We start from the raw sequence: 22,412 nt of genomic DNA, 5'->3' as shown, positions 1-22,412 counted from the left end.
GTTCGGGCGAGCCTTTGCGGGACGGCGGTTCCTGTGCCCGAATTCCTTCGATCTCCCCGAAGCGTCCGCCTACCGCTCCACGTCGGGCAGCACGGTGGCCCCCCGGGTGAGGACCCGGTGAACCATGTACGGTGCCCGGCGCTTCGCCCACAGCAGGACCTTGACCCGCTTCAGCGGGGTGAAGTTGTAGTAGCGGTCGGTGGGATCACCGAAGGCGAATAGCGGCGGAACGAAGGACGCCCTGCGCAACTGGCCGAAAATCCGCTCGGCCGCGACACCGGGCGCCAGCCGGTTGTCGGCCACCTGCCGCGCCAGCCGGTCCATGTCGTCGAACAGGGCGACGAAGCCCGGGTAGACCGGGAACCACAGCCCCGCGCCGCGGTACCGCTCCAACTCCCGCCACCGGTCCGCCCCTCCGGGCGCGGCCAGGGCGTCGTTGCGGGCCCGCTTGAGGGAGAGAGCGGCGAACATGGAGTGCAGCAGCCACACCCGGCAGAAGGCGTTCCAGAGCCTGAAGTCGGTGGTCGCGGTGAGGGCCGTACGCAGCAGCCGGTCGCCGTGCTCGATCAGCGCGGCCTGGAAGGACTCCAGGGGCCGGAAGCGCTCCACCGACCAGTCGCCGCTGTCCGCCGCCGCGATGAGGTGCGCGGCGGCCTCGTGAACCAGTTCCGCGGTCAGGGTGACGTCCCGGGACAACGTGAAGTCGCAGCGGACGGCGGAGCGGTCCAGGACCACGAATCCGTCGCCGGCGGCCGTGTTGGCGCCGTACTGCCACGGCTCGGAACCGGTCCACGGACTCACCGCCGTGGCCTTGGCGAACTGCCATGCCAGATCCGGGAACTGACGTATCAGCTGCTGGAAGTCCTCCTCGGCGGACGCCGACCGCTGCGGCCACAGCTTGGCGTCGAGACTGACCGCCACGCTGGTCAGACCGTTCTCGCCGGTGCGGTCGTCGCCGAACGGGACGAGCTGGATCCAGCCGCCCGGGAAGACCACCTGCGTGGTGCCGCCCGTCCAGGGCGTCCCGCCCTCGCCGGGGTCCACCCGCCGCTCCAGCGGACGCACCCCCCGCAGGTGCGCGGTGAGCACCCGCGAGGAATGGCGCAGCGGACGCAGGGCCGGGTCGGGTCCGAGGCGGCGCAGCATCGGCGCGTCGGGACCGGACATGTCGACCACGAACGCCGCCCCGACCTCGCTTCCGTCGGCCAGCTCGATCGTGAAGTCGCCTGCCTCGCCCCGTACTTCGGTGAGGACCGGGCGGCCCTGCGGAACCTTCGCGCCGTGTCCCGCCGCGAGCCGGTGCACCCAGGCCTCGACGTCCGGCCGGTACAGATGCGACTCGCCGTGCTCGCTGGGGACGTTGAACTGCACCACCTGGTGCGGCCGTACGGGAGCGCCGGGGCGCGCGTACACGAAGCCGATGCTCGACTTGACCCCGGAGGTCCTGCGCACCTCCGCCGGCAGCTGCCCGAAGTGACCGAGGGCGGACAGCTCGGGCACGCCGTAGCGGCGCGCGAGCAGTTCGAAGACCTCCGCGGTGTAGGGGACCGTGGTCTCGCCCGCCGGGGTCGTCGCGTCGTGCGGCGAGTCCACCAGCACCACGTCGATCCCGGCGCGGGCCAGGATCGCGGCGAGCATGCCGCCGCCGAGGTGTGCGCCGAGCACGGCCACCGTGTGCCGCGTCCGGCTGCCGGGGCGCGCGGGGCCGGGCCCGGGCGCCGGGCGGGCCGAGGCGTCAGCACCCGCGGGCGTGCCGACGCCGGCGGGCCGTGCGGCACCGGTCGACGCGCTCGTGCCGGGGGGCTGTGCGGCACGGGCAGACGCGTCCGTCGCCCCGCCCGAGGGGCCGGAGGCCGTCGCGTCACCGCCGCTGCGGACGGGACTCGTTGGGTCACCGCCGGTGCGGACGGCGCTCGTCGCGTCACTGCCGGTGCGGACGGGACTCGTCGCGTGACCGCCGGTGCGGTCGGCGCTCGTCGCGTCACCGCCGTCCCGGGCGCCGGTGGTCGACCCGCTGTCCGGGGAGGCGGCGGTCGACGCCGTGCCGGTCTTCGAGCGGGCGGCGGTCGACGCCGTGCCGGCCCTTGAGCGGGCGGCGACCGTCGCCGGCGTACCGGCCACGGGGCCGCCCGCCCGGATCGACGGCTCCGCGCCGGTCGTCGGCTCGTAGGGCAGCGCCGATTCGGCCGCTCCCACCGCCTCGGCACCCTCCGCCCAGCTCTGGTCCGGCGGCCGGGCCGGGACCGCCGGGGATGGTCGCTCCGTGCGCTCTTCCTTGGGCATGCGCCGGTCCTTCCTCATGAGTGCCTGCGCAGCCGGGAGCGCAGGAATCCGCCGAGTGCGCCGGCCACCACGGGGCCGGTGTCCGCGGCCGCGGAGCCGCGCCGGGCCCAGTGCATGGTGCGGATCATGCGGGCCGGATTGGGGTTGTAGAACCGGTTCGCCGGGTCGTGCAGACCGAACGGCGGCGGCGCGTAGCCGTCGTCCTGCAACAGGTCGAACAGCTCACCGGTGGCCCGGTCCGGAGTCATCAGACCGGCCTCGACGTCCCGGCAGGCCGCCCACGCGGCATCGGTGATCTTGTTGAAGCCGACGCTCGCGGGGAACAGCGCCCCCGGGTGCGGCTGCGCCTCCAACTCGCGCCAGATCATCGGGTCCTTGGACCGCTGGAAGCGTACGAGCGCGTCCTGCGCGTTGAGCGTGCCGAGCACCGTGCCGAGCGCCCACATGCGAAACGTGGCGTTCCACATCCCGTAGTCCCGGAACGAGGTGAACGAGGAGGCGACCACCTCGTCGTGGGCGCGCACGAGACCCTGCTGGAGCGTCTCGACGTGCCCGAACCGTTCGGCGGAGAAGTCGTCGTCCTTCGCCGCCTCGATGAGCCGCCAGGCCAGCGAGTTGACCACGTCGGTGGTGTTCGTCAGTCCGCGCGAGTACAGCGCGTCCACGAATCCCGCAGCGTGCGAGGTCAGACAGAAGCGGTCGCCGACGACCTGGTGCGAGGAGTACTGCAGACGCCCGGTGGACACCCACGGGCGGGCGGCCTTGGCGTGCCTGAACTGCGGGGCGATGTCCGGGAACCGCTCCAGGAACTGCGCGAACTCCTGCTCCGCCGGCAGATCCGTCTTCGGGTGCTTGCGCGGGTCCAGAGTCAGACCGACGCTGCACAGCCGGTTGGTGGCGCCGCGGTGGTTGTCGAACGGGATGACCCACACCCAGCCGCCGTCGAAGACATGGTGCAGGGTGCCCTGGTGCCACGGACTCGGGTTGTCGTGCGTCCGGCCGGCGGGGCAGTCGTCGTACGGGCGCACCCCGATCATGTGCGTGAACAGGGTGCGCGAGTGCGTGCGCTGCTGCGGCACCTCGTCGCGCAGCCCGAACTTCCGTGCCAGTGGCGAGTTGTGGCCGCCGGCGTCGACGACGTAGCGGGCGCGGATCGAGGGCCCGCCGTCCACGGCGAGCGTGACGCCCGAGCCGTCCACCTCGACCTCGGACACCCGCGTGCCGAGCCGCGGCACCGCGCCGTAGCGCACGGCCACGTTGAACATGTACGAGTCGACGTCCTGGCGGAACATGTGGGACTCGGTGGACAGCGCCACCGGGATCACGAACTGGTTGATCTCGTCGGCGACCTGCTTCTCGCCCTCGCGGTGGTAGACGAAGCCGAAGTTGCGCTTCTGGCCGGAGTTCGAGGACACCTTGGAGCGCATCGTCGAGAAGTGGCTCAGATGCGCGATCTCCGGCACTCCGTAGCGGGCGGCGAGGATGCGCAGCATCACGGACGTGTACGGGATCGTGGACTCGCCCACCGCGAAGCGCGGGTGGGTGCCGGCGTCGATCAGGACCGTCTTCACCCCGTTGCGGCTCAGGATGGCAGCGAGGATGGAGCCGGCGATTCCGGCGCCCAGGACGGCGACGTCGTGGACGGCCTTGTCGGGCGAGTCGGACGCGGGCAGCGGTTGCATGATGCTCGTTCCTCCAGGGGTCGGGGCGGAGTGGTGGTGCGGCAGGGTCCGGGGCGCGCGGCACGTGCCGCGCGCCCCGGACCCAGGGGTGTCATGCCGGGTCCGTCGGCCGGCTGCCGGCCGGGTGCTTCTCCTCGATCAGCTCGTGGAGGAAGGAGCCCCAGTGGATGCCGGGGCAGGCGAAGAAGTCGCGGCTGTTGATCTCCAGGCCCAGGTCGTCGCGGCACCGGCTGATCAGCTCCATCACCATGAGGCTGTCCAGGCCCATGTCGGCGAGCCGGGTGTCCTCGGTGAGGGTGTCGAGCTCCAGGCGCAGGATCTCCGACAGCTGGACGCGGATGTACTCGTTGAGCTCGGCCAGTCGCTCGGTACGGCTCAGACCGATCAACCGCGCGGTCAGCGGACCGAGTTCGGAGTCGTCCGTCCGGCCCGCGGCGGGCGCGCTGCGGACCTCGCCGAGCATCGGCCGCTCCCGGCGCGCCTCCATCAGGTCGCGGAACAGCGTCCAGTCCGCGGAGCACACGGTGCGGTGCGCGACGCCGTCGACCACGGCCTCGCCGAGGAGCTCCAGCGCGTGGTCGGGGTTGAGCTGGTGGAGCCCGATGGAGCGCAGGAACGCCATCACCGAGTCGTCCGCGAGCCCGGACCTGGCGGCCCACGGCCCCCAGCTCACCGTCGTGGCGGCCAGTCCCCGCAGCTGCCGGAAGTGGGCGAAGGAGTCGAGGAAGGCGTTGGCGGCGGAGTACCCCGCCAGATGCTGCGAGCCCCACACCGAGGCGATCGAGGAGAAGGAGACGAACAGGTCCAGGTCCTGGTCGACGGTGGCGTTGTGCAGCGCCCAGGTGCCGTCCACCTTCGCGTGCAGGCAGCGGTCGTAGGTGTCCGGATCGCTCTCCCGCAGGAATTGCGGCTCCGACAGTCCCGCCGCGTGCACCACACCGCGCAACGGGCGTCCCGCCAGACCCAGTTGGTCGGTCAGCGAGCGCAGCGCCGTCTCGTCGGCGGCGTCCAGCGCCACCACCCGTACATCCGCGCCCTGGGCCTCGATACGGCGCACCCCGGTGATCCGGGACGCGGTGGTGTCGTCGTGCTGCGGGTCGTCCCAGGTCGCGCGGTCCGGCAGGCCCGACCGTCCGGCCAGCACGACGGTGCCCGCGCCGTTGCGGGCCAGCCACTCGCCCATCAGCAGGCCGAGACTGCCGAGTCCGCCGGTGACGAGGTAGCTCCCGAGGTCGCTCAGCTGCGGGGTCGGCCGGGGAGTGTCCTCGTCGCCCGAGCCGGCCGCCACCAGCCGGGGCACCAGTACGGTGCCGCCGCGCCGGGCCGTCAGATCCTCGGCGCTGCGGGTCGCGACGAGGTCCGCGATCCGCTCCGCCTCGTCCGCCTCTCCGGCCGGGTCCAGGTCGAGCAGTCCGCCCCACAGCTCCGGGTGTTCGAGCGCGGCCACCTTGCCCAGACCCCACAGCGGGGCCGCCGGCAGACAGATCTCGTTCTGCCCGGTGCCGGTCCACTGGGCGCCACGCGTCACCACCCACAGCCGCGTGTCCGTCTCGTCGAGGGCGAGCTGCCGGGCAGCGGCCAGGAAGACGTGCTCCGCCGCGGCCCGTGCCTGTCCCACGGACTCGGCGTCGTACCCGGTCAGCGGGAGTTCGAGGCCGCTGAGCAGGACCAGATGCCCGTACGGACGGCCCGCGTCCAGCGCCTGGAGCACCGCCTCGGCCGACGGCTCGGACTGTGCCACCACCGCGCCGCGCAGCGTCAGTTGCTTCGCCACCGTCTCCAGCAGTCCGGTGTCCGCGCCGCCCGAGCCGACCAGCAGCACCCGCTCGTCGCGCAGACTCCCCTCGGCGAACGCCTCCGGGGCCGCGGGCCGCCAGACCTGCTCCCACACCGTCTCCTCGCGAGCGGTGCGGGGCACGTCCGGCGCGGGCTGCGTCGAGGACCGCAGATGGACGTCCCGCATCATGATCAGCACGCTGCCGTCGGATCCCAGGATCTCCAGGCCGCCGCGCAGTTCACCGTCCTCCCCGGACGGGTCCAGCCAGCCGTGGACGTAACGCCGGGTGCCCTCGGGCACCGCAGTGGGCACCGGGGTGCCGCCCGGACGCGGGGCGTTCTCGGACTGGCGCAGCAGGCCCAGCGTCAGGTCGAGCAGGGCGCCGCGGGGCAGGTCCTCGGCGGCACGGTTGACCTCGGCGAGCACCTCGCCGGGTCCCTGGTACACCTCGTTGAGGACCGGCTCGGCCCAGCCGGGCACCGTGATGTCGGCCGGGTCGACCGGCGCGCACCGGGCCCGTACGGCGTCGAGGTCGCCGTCGGCGCGCCGGGTGTCCGTGGGACGGCGCACCAGCACACCGCGGGCGTGCAGGCGCCAGCTGCCGCTCTCCACCGAGTCGACGCCCTGCCGGGAGAAGCACAGGAACAGCGAGCGGCCCTCGTCGTCCTGCGGCAGCACGTAGACCCGTATGCGGGCGGGGCGGTGCTCCGCGTCCAGGAGCAGCGGCTCGCCCACCACGAAACGGTCCACGAGGCGGGGCTGCGCGCCGGGCAGCTTCGCGGCACCCGCCAGCGCCCAGTGGCAGAAGCCGCCCGCCGACACGGACCGCCGGCCGTCCGGGCCCGTCTGCACGAACACGTCGGACAGGTCGTCCAGCTGGGGCGAGAAGGTGGGCGCGCCGGACAGCAGATGGCCCTCGAAGAGCGCCCCCGGCGCGTCGTCGGCCGCGAACTCCGGTACGTCGCCCGGCGCGTCGTCGTTGAACCAGTACCGCTCCCGCTGCCACGGGTAGCTGGGCAGCGAGGTGCGGCGCGGCTTCTCGTCGCGGTGCACCGCGTTCCAGTCGACCGGCACACCGCGGTGGTGCAGCGCGCCCAGCGCCTGGCCCACGATGTGCGCGTCCTCGCGGTCACGGCGCAGCGACGGGATCCAGCCGACCCCGTCCTCGGGCAGGCAGCGCGCGCCCAGGCCCAGCAGCACCGGCGCCGGGCCGAGTTCGAGGAACGTGCGGCAGCCCGTCTCGTACAGGGTGGTGACGCCCGCGTAGAAGCGCACGGGCGCCAGCACGTGCTCGGACCAGTAGGCGGGGCGCAGCTGGTCGGGCCCCCACTCGCGGCCCGTCACGTTCGAGATGATCGGGTACTTGGGCTGATGGAAGGTCAGCGTCTCGGTGACCTTGCGGAACTCGTCGATCATCGGTGCCATCAGCGGCGAGTGGAACGCGTGCGAGACGGCGAGCCCGCGGTGCTTCACGCCTTGGCCCGCCAGCACCTCGACGACCAGGGCGACCTCCTCCTCGGGGCCCGACAGGACCACGTCCGTCGGGCCGTTGACCGCTGCCACCGCGACCGAAGGCACCGGGCCCGCCTCGGCGATCGCCGCGCGCACGGTCTCCTCGTCGCAGACCAGGGTCTCCATGACACCGCCCGCGGGCAGTGCCTCCATGAGCCGGGCGCGGGCCGTGACCAGCCGCGCGGCGTCGTCGAGCGAGTGCACCCCGGCGACGCACGCCGCCGTGATCTCGCCCAGGCTGTGCCCGATCAGCGCGGTCGGCCGCACCCCCCACGACTCCCACATCTTCGCCAGCGCGTACTGCACGGCGAACAGCGCGGGCTGGGTGAACCCCGTCCGGTTGATGCGCTCGCCGTCGGACAGGACCGGGTCGAGCGGCTCGTCCAGGTGGCGGTCGAGGGCCTCGACCACCTGGGCCAGGGCGTGCGCGAAGACCGGCTCCGCCGCCGCGAGGGAGGAGGCCATCCCGGCGTACTGCGAGCCCTGCCCGGTGAACATCCAGCCGAGCCGGCGTGCCTTGGCGCCCGACGGGCCGTGCGCCGTGACCTGGTCGGCCCGCTCACCTGCGGCGAACGCGGCCAGCCCCGCGGCGAGTTGACCGCGGTCGCCGGTCACACTGAGGCCGTGCTTCATCCGGGCCCGCCCGATGTGCGACGAGTAGCAGATGTCCGACAGGGTCCGCGGGTCCGCCTCCCGCACCCGCTCCTCGTACACGCCCGCCATCGCGCGGAGCGCCTCGGGGCTGTTGGCGCTCAGCGTGAGCAGTCCCACCTCGCGCGGGGTGCCCTCGCGGGGAGCGGGCCGGGGCGCCTCGGCGAGCACGGTGTGCGCGTTGGTGCCGCTGGCTCCGAAGCTGCTCACCCCGGCGATCCTCGGCCCGTCCGGCCAGACGGTCTCCTCCGCGGTCACCTTCAGATTGATGGCGTCCCAGGGGACCTGCGGGTTGGGGTCCTTCAGGTGCAGATGCCGGGGCAGCGTGTCGTGCTGGAGGGCGAGGACGACCTTCAGCAGGCCCGCCGCGCCCGCGGCCGGCTCCAGATGGCCGATGTTCGTCTTCACCGAGCCGACGAGCAGCGGACGGTCGGCCGCACGCCCGGTGCTGGTGACCGCGTTCAGCGCCTTGAGCTCGATCGGGTCGCCGAGCTGGGTGCCGGTGCCGTGCGCCTCGACGTAGGTGAGCTCGGCGGGAGAGACCCCCGCGTCCTTCAGGGCGGAGGTGATGACGTTCTGCTGTGCGGCCGGGTTGGGGACCGTCAGACCACTGCTGCGCCCGTCGTGCTCCGTCGCCACGCCGCGCACCACCGCGAGGACGCGGTCCCCGGCGGCCTCCGCCTCGCTGAGCCGCTTCAGCACGAACAGCGCGCCGCCCTCACCGCGCGCGTATCCGTCGGCGGAGGCGTCGAACGTCTTGCACCGCCCGTCCGGCGACAGCGCCCGCAACTTGCTCACCAGGACGAATCCGTACGGCGACAGCATCAGGTTCACGCCGCCGACCAGCGCCATGTCGCAGGCGCCCGAACGCAGCGACAGGACGGCCTGCTCCAGCGCCACCAGCGACGACGAGCACGCCGTGTCGATCACCATGCTGGGACCCTGGAACCCGAACGTGTAGGAGATCCGTCCGGCCAGGAAGCTCGGCTCGCCGATCAGCTGGTAGGCGTCGACGTCCGCCATCGAGCCCTTCTGCTGCCGCATCCGTACGTAGTCGCTGGTGCTCGCGCCGAGGAACACGCCGACCCGGCTGCCCTCCAGCTCGCTCGGCGGCAGGCAGGCGTTCTCCATGGCCTCCCAGGCCAGTTCCAGCACCAGCCGCTGCTGCGGGTCCATGCCCGCCGCCTCCCGCGGCGAGATCCCGAACACGGTCGGATCGAAGGTGTCCACCGGACCGTCGAGGAAGTTCCCCGACAGCGTGTACGCGGTGCCCGGGTGGTCCGGGTCCGGGTTGTAGAACCCCGCGACGGAGTGCCGTTCCTCGGGGAACCGGGACGTCGAGTCACGGCCCTCGGCCAGCGACTCCCAGAACGCCTCGGGCGTCGCGCCGCCCGGCAGCCGGCAGGACAGACCGATCACGGCCAGCGGCTGTGGCTGCTGGAGCTCCTGGACCCGCGCGCGCAGACTGCGGATCGTGCCGAGGGAGTCCTTGAGCCGACCGCGGAGGACCTCCTGGCTCGGCTGCTCGGCTTGGCTCTTCGTCATCAGTTCTCCTCAAATCCAAGCGCCCGTGAGTCGGAGATCTCCGCCTCCAGCTGGCGTAGCAGTTCGTCGTCGTCGAGGTCGTCCAGGTCGTCGGCGGGCTGGGCACCGTCCTCGTCGACCGCGACCGGATCCGCGGCCGCGTCGTCGGAGCCGGCGGCCGGGAGGCCGAGCTGCTCCAGCAGGTGCGCGGTGAGCGCCAGCGCCGTCGGGTGCTCGAAGGCGACCGTCGAGGACAGCTCGGTCTCCAGCTCCCGGGACAGCCGCAGCCGCAGCGTCAGCGACATCACCGAGTCCATGCCGAGCTCGAAGAAGCCCTGGTCGGCCCGGAGATCGTCCTCCGAGAGCCCGAGCACGGCGGCGACCTGCGCGCACACCCAGTCGAGCATCCGGTCCCTGCGCTGCCCGGGATCCAGGCTCCGCAGCCCGGCCACGAACTCGGTGCCGCCGGTCTGCCGCGCGGCCCCCAGGACGGTGCGGAACAGCTCCCGGTGCGGGGCGTCGGCGAGCGCGCTCCCGAACAGCTCCCAGTCCACGTCGGCCACGCAGGCGTGCACCGTGTGGTCCCAGACCAGCAGGTCGAGGGCGGTGGTCAGGTCCCGCTCCCGCAGCGGGGCGACCCCGCTGGACTTCAGCAGTAAAGTCGTCCGCTCGTCGAGGAGCCGGCTGCCTTCGAGGGGCATCAGCTCCACGTGCGCCACCGGCAGTCCCGAGGCCCTGCGGCGTGCGGCCAGCGCCCGCAGCGACCAGTCGGAGGGCGCCGCGGCGCCCGTCACCGCGCCGCCCCAGGTGCCGGGAACGGACCCCAGCAGGACGAACAGGCGCACCGGGTCCTTCGCGGTGAGCCGGTGCATCAGCTCGGCCGTCTCCGCGCGGTTCCACTCCGCCCGCAGCGCGGCCTCGGTGGTCTCCTCCAGCGGGGTCGCCAGCTCCGGAGCCGCCGCGCACACCACACCCGCGATCCCGGTGTCGGCACGCAACTCCTCCACCAGCGAAGCCAGTTCCTCGCGTGCGCCGCCGGTACGGACCGTGCGGACCTCGGCGCCCGCGGCGCGCCATCCGGCGATCCGGTCGTCGACCGGCAGCCGCTCGGCCTGCTCGGGCTCGGTGTCCGCGAGCACGATCCGCCGGGCGCCCGCGCCGACCAGCCAGTCCACCACCGGGGGCACCAGGGCGCCGCCCGCTCCGGTCACCAGATGCCAGCGCTCCGCGGACAACGGCCGCCCGCCGGACCGGTCGGGTACGTCGGCCCGCACCAGCGCGCCCACCTGGACGGAGGAGTGCTCGACGCGGACGTGCTCGTCGCCCGGCGCGCACAGCAGCCGTGTCACCAGCGCCCGCAGCTCCTCCGCACTGCCGCGGCTCAGGTCGACGTGGCCGCCCCAGGCCTCGGGGCGGGTCATCGCCAGGGTCCGGCCGAGCCCGGCGTGCGCGCCCTGGTTCCCGTCGGGGAAGCCCTCGTGACCGGCCGGCAGCAGGGCGTGCCGGGTGACCAGCCACAGGCGGGGCGGGGTCCCCTCGGCCTCGGCCAGGGCGGCGGTCAGCGCCGTCGTGACGCGCCACCCGTCCGGCCGGGAGTCCAGGTCCTCCAGCGGCCACAGGTCGCAGATGCCCGTGGTCCCCTCGTTCGCGTGGACCGCGAGAAACGTCCGCCACGCCTCCCGGTCGGCGGGATCGACGACGAGACCCTCCTCGCCGGGTACGTCCGCGGAGCGCACCCGGCGCACCTCGCAGCCGGCCGCCCGCAGCCCGTCGGCGACGACACCCGCCAGATGCTCGGTGTCACCGCACACCAGCCAGCGCGTCGCGGGCGCCACCTGCGCGCCGTCACGGCCGGCGGGCCGCTGGCCCGCGGGGTGCCACACCATCCGGTACAGCAGGTCGGCGACCCGGTCCCGGTCCGCGTCGGCCGCGGCCGGCTCGGGCGGGCCCGCCAGGCGCAGCCCGGCCAGCTCCACGACGGCACGTCCGGCCGCGTCGAGGACGGTCACATCGGCCTCGGGCCGCCCGTCCGAGCCGGCCCGGACCTGACCGCGCAGCAGCCGTACGGTGCCCTCCACGGCGGCGCGGACCCGGACCGACGCGATGGCGGCGGGCAGCGGTTCGCCGTCCCCTCCCGCGGCGCCGCCGACGCCGTCCGCGATCAGATGCAGCGCCAGCCGCAGCAGTTCGGCGGGCAGCCGGTGCCGGGAGGCGCCGTCCGCCAGTTCCACGGTGACGTCCGCGCCGCCCCGGCCGCTGCCGGCCGCCCGCACCCCGAGCGCGGGGAAGCGCTCGGCCAGCGTGGCCCTGAGGGGTTCGTCGTCGGCGAGCGCCGACGGATCGGGAGCGCTCGCGGCGGGCCCGTGCGACCCGTCGGTCGACGCGGTCAGCGCGGGCCCGCCGCCGTCGCCGTCACCGGACAGCCGGCGCAGCACGACCGTGCCCTGCCGGGTGTCGACGACGGCCTGAAGACCGGCCCGACCGTCCTCGTCCGCTCGCGGCGGCGTGCCGAACCGCACGTCGTGGAGCACCGGCGCGGGGGAGCCCGTCGCCGCGGCCCCGGCGAGGGCGGCCTCCAGGAGCGCGGGCGCCGAGACCGTCGTACCGGCTCCGGCGCCGCTGACCTGCCACGGGCTGCGGGTGCCGTCGACCGACACCGCGAGCAGCGCCGTCCACGGCGCGGTCGTCGGCCGGACCGGCGCGCCGACGAGGGAGCCGGAGCCGCCGGCACGGTCCACGGGCGTGTCCTGCAGCCAGTGCTCCTTGCGCTGCCACGGATAACCGGGCAGGTCCACCACCGTGCGGCCGGGGCCCGCGAACGCCGCCCAGTCGACCGGCACGCCCTGCGCGTGCAGCGTGCCCAACGAGCCGAGCAGCGTGCCCACTTCGTCCTCGTCCCGGACAAGGGACGGAAGCACCACGGGCTGTGCCACACCGGCGGCCCGCAAGGACTCCTCGGCGCCGGAGACCAGCACCGGATGCGGGGACACCTCCACGAACACCCGGTCCTGCGGGTCCTCGACCGCGCTCACCGCGTCCTGGAACAGCACGGTGTTGCGCAGATTGCGGCCCCAGTACTCGGCGGTGAGGGCGGATCCCGTCACCTCGCGGCCCTCGACGGAGGAGTAGAACGGGATGCGGGCCTCGGCGGGCACCAGATCCGCGAGCCCCGCCACCAGCCGCTCACGCAGCGGCTCCATCAGCGGTGAGTGCGGCGCCACCGGCACCTTGACCCGGCGGACGAACACGTTCGCCTCGGTGAGTTCCTCGGCCAGCTCCTCCAGGGCGTCGACGTCGCCCGCGACGACCGTGGTGCGGGGCCCGTTGATCGTGGCGACGCCCAGCTTGTCCTCGTACAGCACCAGATAAGGCGCCAGTTCCGCGCGGGGCAGCCCGACGACGATCGAACCGCCGGTGCCCACGAGCGTGTCGAGGAGCCGCGAGCGCAGGCACAGGATCTCCGCCGCCTGCGCCAGGGTCAGCGCCCCGGCGGCCCAGGCGGCGGCCACCTCGCCCATGCTGTGCCCGACGACCGCCTCGGGCACCACGCCCCAGCTGCGCCACAGGGCGACCAGGCCGACCTGCACGGTGAAGATGAGTTCCTGCGGGATGCCTTCGTCGAAGGGGCGGCTGTCCGGCTCGCCGCGCAGCGAGGCCAGCGGGGACCAGGCGATCCACTTCCGCATCTCCTCCTCGCAGGCCAGCACCGCGTCCCGGAACACCGGCTCGCTCTCGAGGAGCCGGCGGCCCATGCCCGTCCACTGGGAGCCGAAGCCGGAGAAGACGAACACACAGGAGCGCTCCAGCTCGGCCGTGCCGGTGCGGACCTGGGCGTGCTCCTCGCCCTTGCTCAGGGCACGCAGCGCGGACCGGACGCCGACCACGTCCCGGCCGACGACGACGGCCCGGTGGTCGAGGTGACTGCGGCGCGCCGACGCCGTGTACGCCAGGTCGGCGAGGGCGGTCGCGTCGCCCGGCTCCAGCAGCGCGAGGTACTGCTTCGCGGCGGCGGGCAGCGCGGCCTCCTGCGCGGCGGACAGCGGCAGCGCGAAGCGTGCCGGGGGTTCGCCGCCGCTCTGCGCGGCCAGGGCCTCGCCGCCGCTCGCCGCCGCCGGTGCCTGGGCGACCAGGACGTGCGCGTTGGTCCCGGTGAACCCGAAGGAGCTCACCCCCGCGACCCGGCGCCGGCCGTCCTCGGGCCACGCCTCCATGCCCTGGGCGATCTCCAGGCCCAGCCGCTCCCAGGCGACCTGCCGCGTCGGCGTGGTGCTCACCCCGATGTGCGGTGCGATCCGGTCGTGATGCACCGACAGGACCGCCTTGATGAGCCCGGCCATGCCGGCCGAGGCCTCCAGATGACCGATGTTGGGCTTGGCGGAGCCGACCAGGAGCGGGGCGCCGTCGGCTCCTTCGGGGCGCAGCGCCTGGGCGAGCGCCCGCAGTTCGACGGGGTCGCCGAGCGGTGTGCCGGTGCCGTGCGCCTCGGCGTAGCCGACGTCGCGTCCGGTGAGGCCCGCCCGGCTCAGGGCCTGTTCGATCAGGGCGCGCTGTGCCGTGCCGTTCGGCACGGTCAGCCCGCTGCTCGCCCCGTCCTGGTTCACCGCGCTGCCGGGCAGCACGGCGTAGATCCGGTCGCCGTCGGCGAGGGCGGTCGACAGCCGTTTCAGGACGACCGCACCGGACCCCTCGCCGCGCAGATAGCCGTCGGCCGCCTCGTCGAACGTACGGCAGTGGCCGCTGGGGGAGAGGGCGCCGCCGGCCGACACCGCGACCGGGATCACCGGACTGAGGATCACGTTGACGCCACCGGCCACCGCGAGGTCGCTCTCGCCCTGGCGCAGGCTCTGCATGGCCAGGTGCACGGCGGTGAGCGAGGACGAGCAGGCGGTGTCCACGGCCATGCTCGGCCCCGTCAGGCCCAGGAAGTAGGAGAGCCGTCCGGACGCTCCGGCGAAGGAGTTCCCGGTGCCGTAGTAGAGGTCGACGTCCTGGAGCCGGCTGCCGACGTGCTGCGCGTGGTCCGAGCTGTTCATGCCGACGAACACACCCGTCGCCGAACCGCGCAGCCGGTCGCGGGTCGCTCCGGCGTCCTCCAGCGCCTCGTAGGCCACTTCGAGGAAGAGCCGGTGCTGCGGGTCGAGGCTGCGGGCCTCGCGCGGCGAGACCCGGAAGAACGCCGCGTCGAAGCCGCGCACGTCGTCGAGGTACCCGCCACGCAGCGAGGTCATCGTGCCGGGCGTCCACGGCCCGTCCGACAGGAAGGCCTGGCCGTCCCAGCGGTCCGCGGGCACGTCGCGGATGACCTCGCGGCCGTCGAGCAGGAGCCGCCAGTAGTCCCGCACCGTGGGGCTGCCGGGGAACCGGCAGCTCATGCCGACCACCGCGATCGGGTCGTCGGCGGGCGCGGGCGCGCCGGACTGCGGGGTCCGCGGCCGGTCGGTCGCCGCGAGGTCCGCGGAGGACGGCCGCGGCGCCTTCTTCGCGAGCACCTGCGGGAGCAGATGGTCGACCAGTTCGTCCAGGCAGGGGCGTTCGAAGGGGGTCGACAGCGGGATGTCCAGGCCGACCCGCATCCCCAGGCGGTCCACGAACTCGACGATGCTCAGCGAGTCCAGACCGAGGTCGGCGAAGCCACGCCGGGGCGGGATGCGCCGGCCCGGGTCCTGGCCGAGGGTCTCCGCGAGCACCTCGGACGTCGTCCGCATCAGGGTCCTGCGTTCGCGGTCGGCGCTCGCCGCGTCCGGTGCGGAGTCGTGCGCCGTGGCGTCCCGGGTGTTCCCGGCCTCCGTCGTGGCCGGACCGGTTCCGGTCCCGTCCGCCACCGCTCCCGCCGGGGGATGGTACGGGGCGGTGACGGACGAGGCGGCTTCCCGGTCGGCCCCGAGGGGGGTGGGGGCGGCGACCGGGGCGGTGCCGCCGGAACCGAGGGGCTCCGGCGGGTTCGTGGCGGCGTCCTCGGGCGTGCCGCCGAGGTCGAGTCGGCGCGCGGGCCCGAGCGGCCTGCCCGAGGAGTCCAGCAGCTGTACGGCGAGCCGGGCCGGCGCGGCCTGTGCGTCGGGCCGCGCGGCCGGCGCGTACTGCGTGCCGGGTGTCACGTCGGGCAGCCAGAACGACTCGTGCTGCCAGGGGTGCCGGGGCAGCTCCGTGAGCCGGCCCGGGACGAGGTCCGCCCAGCGGACGTCGGCGCCGGCACAGTGCAGGGTGGCCAGCGAGGACAGCATCGTCGCCGTGCCGTCGGTGTCCCTGCGCAGCGAACCGACCGCGACGCCCTGGCGCCGCAGCGACGTGAGGGCTTCGGTCAGCGGGCGTACGAGCGTGGGGTGCGGGCCGATCTCCACGAAGTCCGCGCCACGGTCCTCCAGGAGGGTGCGCACGGCGGGCCAGAAGCGGACCGGGCGGAGCACGTTGGCGGCCCAGTAGGCCGCGTCGAGCGTGGCCGGGGGTTCGTCGGGCCACACGGTGGACACGAACGCCTCGGGCCGGTCGGCCGTCAAGTCGCCCAGTTCCGCGCGCAGTTCCTCCGCGAACGGCGCCATGGCCGGGCTGTGGAACGCGTAGTCGCCGGGCACGAAGCGGGCCGGGACGGACCGCTCGCGCAGCAGCGAGGCGATCGCCGTCAGATCGTCCTCGGAACCGGCCAGCACGGTGGCGCCCGGTCCGTTGACCGTGGCGACCGTGACCGCGCGGCCGGTCCCGGCGGCGGTCTCGGCCGCCTCCTCCTCGGAGAGTGCCACCGCGAGCATCCGCCCGGTGCCCGCGGCGGCGGCCATGACGCGCCCGCGCCGCACGGCCAGGTCGAGCGCCGTGGGCAGGTCGAGGGCGCCGGTGAAACAGGCGGCCGAGATCTCGCCGAGACTGTGCCCGACGACCTTGGTCGGTTCCACGCCGCGCGAGCGCCACATCTCGGCCAGGGCCAACTGGACCGCGACGACGGCCGGTTGGGCGAGTTCGGTGGCGGAGAGATCGCTGTCGCCGAGCAGCCGGCGCAGGCCGGGCAGCCCCAGTTCGCGCAGCACGGCGTCGCCGCGTTCCAGACCGGCCGCGGCGACCGGATCGCGGTCCCACAGGTCCAGGCCCATGCCGCGCCACTGCGAGCCCTGCCCGGAGAAGACGAACACGGTGTGGTGGCGTCGCCGGGGCTCCGCGGTGCCGGTGACGGTGCGCTCGTCCGGGGCGCCCTGGGCCAGGTCGAGCAGCGAGGCGCGCAGCTCGTGCCCGTCCGCGCCGATCACGGTGGCCCGTGCCTCGTGGTGGGTGCGGCGCACGGCCGCGGTGTGCAGCACGTCGGACAGCGGCTGTGGGCCGTCGAGGGTCTCGGCGAGGTCCCGTGCGCGTGCCTGGAGGGCGGCCTCCGTGGAGCCGGAGAGCAGCAGCACCCGGGGGCCGTCCTGTGGGGGAGGGGCGGAGTCGGGGGCGGAGGCCGGAGGCGCGGACAGCAGCAGGTGGGCATTGGTGCCGCTGAGGCCGAAGGCGCTCACACCGAACAGGGTGCCCGCGTCCTCGTCCAGCGGCCGGGCCTCGGCGGAGACGCTCAGCGGGCCGTCGTTCCAGGGGATGGCGGGGTTGGGCGTGCCGAGGTGCAGTTGCGGCGGTATCACCCGGTGCCGCGCGGTCAGTACGGTCTTGATCAGCGCGGCCACGCCGGCTGCCGCGTCGGTGTGCCCGAAGTTGGCCTTGTGCGAGCCGATGTGGAGCTTGTGACCGGGGTCGCGGCCGGGCCCGAACACCTCGGACAGGGCGAAGGCCTCGATCGGGTCGCCGAGCGGTGTGCCCGTGCCGTGGGCCTCGACGAAGGCGACCTCGTCGGGGGTGGCGTCCGCGCGCAGCAGCGCCTCCCGCAGCAGCGCCTCCTGTGCGGAGGCGTTGGGCACGGTCAGGCCGGCGCTGCGGCCGTCGTGGTTGAAGGCGCTGCCCCGGATGACGGCGAGCACCCGGTCTCCGTCGGCGAGCGCGTCGTCGAGCCGCTTGAGCACGACGACGCCGCAGCCCTCGCCGCGGACGATGCCGTCGGCGTCGGCGGCGAACGGCTTGCACCGTCCGGTGGGCGACAGGGCCTGCACCTTGCTCATGAAGATGGACAGTTCGGGGGCGGCGAGGACGTTCACACCGCCGGCGAGCGCCGTGTCCGCCTCGCCGCTCGCGAGCGCCCGGCAGGCCAGGTGCACGGCCACCAGGGACGAGGAGCAGGCGGTGTTCACGGCGAGCGCCGGCCCGTGCAGCCCCAGCGTGTAGGCGACGCGGCCCGGCGCGAAGCTGAATTCCTTGCCGCTCGCGTAGTACGGGTCGATGGCCTTCACACCGCGCGTCTTGGAGTGCAGCAGCGTGTAGTCCATGCCGAGCATGCCGAAGAAGACGCCGGTGCGGGAGCCGGCGAGCTGCGGCTTGGTGAGCCCCGCGTGCTCCAGGGCCTCCCAGGAGACTTCGAGCAGGAGCCGCTGTTGCGGGTCCATCTCGCGTGCCTCGCGGAACGAGATGCCGAAGAAGTCGGCGTCGAACCGGTCCAGCCCCGGCAGCACTCCCGCGTAGCGGCAGTAGCCGGTGCCCGGCGCGGCCCCGTCCTCACTGATGTACTCGGGTCCCCAGCGTTCGGGCGGGATCTCCCCGATGACGTCGACGCCGTCCCGCAGGACGTGCCAGAAGGATTCGGGACCGTCCACCCCGCCCGGGTAACGGCACCCGATGCCGACAAGGGCTATGGCCGGATCGGTGGTGATTCCGTTGCGGGCGGGCATGGCTGATCCCCCTCCGGGAGTGCGACAGACAGTGGGTGCGGACGAGGTCCGGGGCCGGGTGGCGGGAGGGGCGTCCACGCCACCCGGGTCGTGCCCGGCAGCGGCCGGCTGCCGTGGTGCCTGCCGGCCGGGACGGGGCCGGTCGGGCCCTGGTCCGCCGGTAAGCGGACCCGGCGGACCCGTGGAGCGCCGGCGGGGAGGTGCCGGTGCGGCTCCGTGGTGCCCGGTGTGTGCCGGGACTTTCTCGAGGCCCTTAGAACTTGGCCGCCGCGGAAGGCGCCTTGAGCGTCCCCAGGTACTTGTGCCAGAGATGGGTGGGGTCGTTCTCGACCGCCTCGACGATCTCCCGCATCGCGGCGAGGGCCTTGGGCTCACCGTCGTACACGTCGCCCTGGAGCATCTTGAGGACGTCCAGGCGGTAGCGCGGGTCCTGGACGAACGCCGTGAAGAGGATGTTGAGGCGGTAGTAGATCGAGATGAACTCGTACCAGTTGTTGACCGCGCCGCGGAGCGTGTTGACGTAGCCGTCGAAGCGCTCCTTGCGGAAGTCGCCGGCCTTGTGCGCCGCGATGATGTCGGCGGTGGCGAGGCGGGCGCTGTTGAGCGCGACGCTGACACCGCTGGAGAAGATCGGGTCGACGAACCGGGCCGCGTCGCCGATCATCACGAGGGAGTCGTCGGCGATCTTGGTGAGCGCGTAGCTGTAGTCGCCCTCGGCCTTGAACTCCTTGACCCGCTTCGCGTTCTTCAGCGCGTCCTGGAGGGCGGGACGGCTCCCGATGGTGTCCCAGAAGAAGGTCTCCAGGTCGTTCTTGGCCTCCTTGAAGCGGGCCTTCTGGGTCACGACACCTATGGACGTGATGGTGTCGGTGATCGGGATCTGCCAGACCCAGGTGTCCTCCAGCGGGAGGAAGTGGATGAAGATGTAGTCCGCCTGGTCCTTGTTGACCGCGAGGGCCTTGCGGTCGAAGTCGTCGAACCAGGTGTGCACCGCGTACTGGTTGAAGACCGGGTCCGGCTCCTTGACCTTGAGCTGACTGCCCATCATGGTGCGCCGGCCGCTCGCGTCGATGACCATGCGGACGGGGACGCCGACCGCCTGGTTGCCGACCTTCGCCTGGATGACGGGGCGGTCCCGGTCGGTGAAGTCGACCCGGTTCACGCGCACGCCGTGGTAGACCTTCGCACCCAGGCTCTCCGCGTGCTGGAGCAGGATCTGGTCGAACTTGCTGCGGTCCACGTGGAAGGTGTGGTCCCGGTCGACGCCCGCCTGGTCCCGCTCGCTGAACAGGACCTCGGCGGCGCGGAAGTCGTGGTCCAGGCCCTGGAAGCCCATGTGGTCGATGTCCCGGTCCTCCGCGGAGGTCCAGGCGGCGCCGTACTTCTTGGGGAAGCCCGCGGCCTCGACCTTCTCCATGGCGCCGGTCTCGATGAGCACGGGAGTCGTGGCCGGGACCAGCGACTCGCCGACGTGGTCGCGCGGAAAGGTCTCCGATTCGAAGACCACCACGGACAGCCCCTCCTTGGCGAGGTAGGAGGCGGCGGTGGAGCCGGCCGGTCCGCCGCCGATGATGCCGATGTCGTAGTCGTAGTTCGCCGATGTCTCGGACAACGTGATCTCCTGTCGCGAATTCGGGTGGGTGGCGCTGTGCCGTGGCCGCGAGGGCCCGTCGGGCAGGCCCTGGATCAGTGAGCGGGCGTGCGCAGGGACAGCAGCAGGTCGGTGATGCTGTCCAGGTTCTGGAAGTTGGTGCCGGTCAGCTCGGTCGGCGGGATGTTCGTCCCCAGCTCGTCCCGGATGAAGGTGAGCAGCTGAGCGGTGTTGATCGAGGTGAGGATGCCCCACTCGAGCAGCGGGGTGTCCGGTGCGATGCCCTGGGCGTCGGGCTCCGCGAGCAGCCGCTCCTGGATGAACTCGGTGAGCTGGTTGATCAGTTCGTCGCGGTCACTGGCCACGCCGTACCTCCTGGAGATGCGTTGAGGGGCGGGTGGTCCCGCCGGGGTTCAACGGGGGACCCGATGGAGTTCAACGCCCGTTGATTTCAACACCTGATGATGTCATTTCCTGATGAACTCTACTAGTGTTGAGTTCATCGTCAAGAGGCCAACGGACAGTGATGACCGACTGGTTGGAGATGCGATGACCCAAGTGATGACCCGGACCACGACCGCGCGCAGGCTCGGACCGCCCGCCGGAGAAGTCCACGTCTGGGCGGTGCGGGAGCCCGGCCCGGGGAACGAGAAGGCGCTCTGGCGCTGTCTGGCCCTGCTCTCGCGGGGGGAGCTGCGCCGCTGGCGCACCATGGTGCCCTCGCAGCGCGCCCTCTACGCCTCGGCGCACGCCGCGCTGCGCGCGGTGACCGCCGTCTACGCGGGGCGCCATCCGTCCGAAGTCGCCTTCGTGCGGGGCAGACTGGGCAAGCCCCACGTGGCCGGCGACCCGGGCCTGCGGGTCAGCCTCGCGCACACCGAGGGCGTGTCCCTGGTGGCGGTCAGCCGCGACGGCCCCGTCGGCGTCGACGTCGAACGGATCAGACCGCTCCGGGACCCCGCAGGACTGCGCCGCCAGGTGCTCTGCGACGAGGAGGCCGAGCGCTGGCCCGCTGACCGCGAAGGCCCCCTGAACAGCGGCCTGTTCACACACTGGGCGTGCAAGGAAGCCGTCCTCAAGGCCCTCGGCAGCGGGCTGGCGGGCGACCTCACCGCCGTACGGGTCGACCCGGGCGCACGGCGCGAGGGACCCGTCCGGGTGCACGCCGCGCCCGGCTGTGCCGCACGCGTCTGGAACCTCCGACTCGTCGACGTGGGCTCCGAGTTCAGGGCCGCCGTCGCCGTCGCGGGCGGCGGCGGAACCGTCCGGCTCCTCACCCTCGAACCCGGCGAACGGCCCCGCCCGCCCTATCCGTCGGGCCCTCCGGGCACCGACGCCGGGTCGCTGCCTGCTTCCTCGGGCGCCGCCGGTGTCCGCTCCGCGTCCGGTGCCTCGAGTGGGGACGTCCCGCCCCCGTCCGTTCCGTCGGGCGGCGGAATCCGGTCCCTGCCCGGTTCCTCGGGCGGCGGGATCCGGCCCCCGGCCGGTTCCTCGGGCGCCGACTCCCGCCCTCCGTACGGTTCTTCGGGCGGGGCCGTCCGCTCCGCGTCCGCGGCCTCGCGCGGTGTTCCGGAGCCCGCGGTACGCGCCTGGCCCTCGCGGTCGGCGAGCCCTTCGGAGTCCGGCGACCGGCCGCGTCCGGCCACCGCCTCCCACCCCACGAAGGAGACCCCGTCATGCCGCAGCTGAGCACTCCCGGCCCGGACACCGGTGCCGTGGCCGAGGACGCCCCCCACGACCTCCCCACACTGCTGTGCCTGCCGCACGCCGGCGGCGCCGCACGGGCCTTCGCCGGCCTGGAGGCGGCGCTGCCGCGGGCGGCACGGACGGCCCTGCTGGAACTGCCCGGCCACGGCAGCCGGATGGCCGAACCGGTGCGCGACGACTTCGGTGCGGTCTTCGAGGACCTCATCCGCAGCTCCGCACCGCACACCACCGGGCAGTACGTACTCCTCGGGCACAGCATGGGCGCGGCGTTCGCCTACGAGGCGGGCCGCTACTGGAGCGCCCTGGGCCGTCCCCCGGCCGGAGTCGTCGTGGTCGGCCGCAACGGCCCCACGGCCCGGCGCATCCTGCCCGATCTGCACACACTGTCGGCCCCGGCCTTCCTGGAATCCGTACGCCGGCTCGGCGGAACCCCGCCGCAGCTCTTCGAACACCCCGAGCTGATCAAGCTGTTCACACCGGTGCTGCGCGCCGACTTCACCATCTCGGAGACGTACACACCGCTTCCCGGACCGCCGCTCGACTGCCCGCTGTGGGTGTGCGCCGGCGTCGACGACCCGATGGTCGACGACGCGGGACTGCGCGACTGGGAGCACCACGGTGCCGGCGACGTCACCATCGAGTGGCTGCCCGGCGATCACTTCATCCTCGACGACCCGGCGTTCCACGCGTACGTCGCGGGGGTGCTGCGGACCCTGCCGCGCACCGGCACGACGCACTGACGACCGGACCGCCCCCGGGTGCGCGCGCCCGGGGGCGGTGGACTGCTCTGCCGGACCGACGGCCGCCTGCCCGACGGCTGCCGGGGCGGCGGCCTCACACGCCGGTGCCGACGACGCCCGGTGCCGACGACGCCCGGGGCAGACGTCGCCCCGAGGCCGACGGGACCCCGGGGCGGCCGGACGGCGCGGCGGGACACGGCCGCACGGCACGCC

8 protein-coding genes are annotated in these 22,412 nt (G+C 73.7%); 2 read left to right on the top strand and 6 right to left on the bottom strand.

Features of this window, described 5'->3' with window-relative positions:
- Positions 1 to 69 precede the first annotated feature (69 nt).
- The 6 genes from ACZ4IF_RS09495 to ACZ4IF_RS09470 form a co-directional block, all read right to left on the bottom strand.
- Positions 70 to 2,283: an NAD(P)/FAD-dependent oxidoreductase gene (locus ACZ4IF_RS09495; protein WP_467561071.1), complete on the bottom strand. Its 2,214-nt coding sequence runs from the start codon at positions 2,281 to 2,283 to the stop codon at positions 70 to 72.
- Positions 2,284 to 2,297: 14 nt separating this feature from the next.
- The gene (locus ACZ4IF_RS09490) at positions 2,298 to 3,965 is read right to left on the bottom strand and encodes an NAD(P)/FAD-dependent oxidoreductase (RefSeq protein WP_467561069.1); all 1,668 of its coding nucleotides are present in this window, start codon (positions 3,963 to 3,965) and stop codon (positions 2,298 to 2,300) included.
- A 91-nt stretch (positions 3,966 to 4,056) separates the two neighbouring features.
- The gene (locus ACZ4IF_RS09485; protein WP_467561067.1) at positions 4,057 to 9,450 is read right to left on the bottom strand and encodes an SDR family NAD(P)-dependent oxidoreductase; all 5,394 of its coding nucleotides are present in this window, start codon (positions 9,448 to 9,450) and stop codon (positions 4,057 to 4,059) included.
- On the bottom strand, positions 9,450 to 18,161 hold the full coding sequence (locus ACZ4IF_RS09480) for a type I polyketide synthase (protein WP_467561065.1): 8,712 nt from the start codon (positions 18,159 to 18,161) through the stop codon (positions 9,450 to 9,452). Before ACZ4IF_RS09480 ends, ACZ4IF_RS09485 begins: the two co-directional genes overlap by 1 nt.
- 253 nt (positions 18,162 to 18,414) lie before the next feature.
- Entirely contained in the window at positions 18,415 to 19,773 is a 1,359-nt protein-coding gene (locus ACZ4IF_RS09475; protein ID WP_467561063.1) for an NAD(P)/FAD-dependent oxidoreductase, read from the bottom strand.
- 74 nt (positions 19,774 to 19,847) lie between these two features.
- Complete coding sequence (locus ACZ4IF_RS09470) at positions 19,848 to 20,117, bottom strand: acyl carrier protein (protein ID WP_095937511.1); 270 nt, start codon at positions 20,115 to 20,117, stop codon at positions 19,848 to 19,850.
- Positions 20,118 to 20,301: 184 nt separating this feature from the next.
- On the opposite strand from ACZ4IF_RS09470, the gene ACZ4IF_RS09465 reads away from it, so the two are divergent.
- Both ACZ4IF_RS09465 and ACZ4IF_RS09460 read left to right on the top strand, forming a co-directional pair.
- Positions 20,302 to 21,441, top strand: a complete 1,140-nt coding sequence (locus ACZ4IF_RS09465) for a 4'-phosphopantetheinyl transferase family protein (protein ID WP_467561061.1) — start codon at positions 20,302 to 20,304, stop codon at positions 21,439 to 21,441.
- On the top strand, positions 21,429 to 22,199 hold the full coding sequence (locus tag ACZ4IF_RS09460) for a thioesterase II family protein (RefSeq protein ID WP_467561059.1): 771 nt from the start codon (positions 21,429 to 21,431) through the stop codon (positions 22,197 to 22,199). The genes ACZ4IF_RS09465 and ACZ4IF_RS09460 overlap by 13 nt, the downstream gene beginning before the upstream one ends.
- Positions 22,200 to 22,412 lie beyond the last annotated feature (213 nt).

Source organism: Streptomyces sp. NPDC025784 (genome assembly GCF_055558435.1).
Note: the sequence above shows the minus strand (reverse complement) of the source record. Positions and strands in the feature narration are given on the sequence as shown.

Coding starts and splice junctions, on each gene's coding strand:
- ACZ4IF_RS09490 (WP_467561069.1), bottom strand. CDS start 3,965: ATGCAACCGCTGCCCGCGTCCGACTCGCCCGACAAGGCCGTCCACGAC.
- ACZ4IF_RS09485 (WP_467561067.1), bottom strand. CDS start 9,450: ATGACGAAGAGCCAAGCCGAGCAGCCGAGCCAGGAGGTCCTCCGCGGT.
- ACZ4IF_RS09465 (WP_467561061.1), top strand. CDS start 20,302: ATGACCCAAGTGATGACCCGGACCACGACCGCGCGCAGGCTCGGACCG.
- ACZ4IF_RS09480 (WP_467561065.1), bottom strand. CDS start 18,161: ATGCCCGCCCGCAACGGAATCACCACCGATCCGGCCATAGCCCTTGTC.
- ACZ4IF_RS09460 (WP_467561059.1), top strand. CDS start 21,429: ATGCCGCAGCTGAGCACTCCCGGCCCGGACACCGGTGCCGTGGCCGAG.
- ACZ4IF_RS09495 (WP_467561071.1), bottom strand. CDS start 2,283: ATGCCCAAGGAAGAGCGCACGGAGCGACCATCCCCGGCGGTCCCGGCC.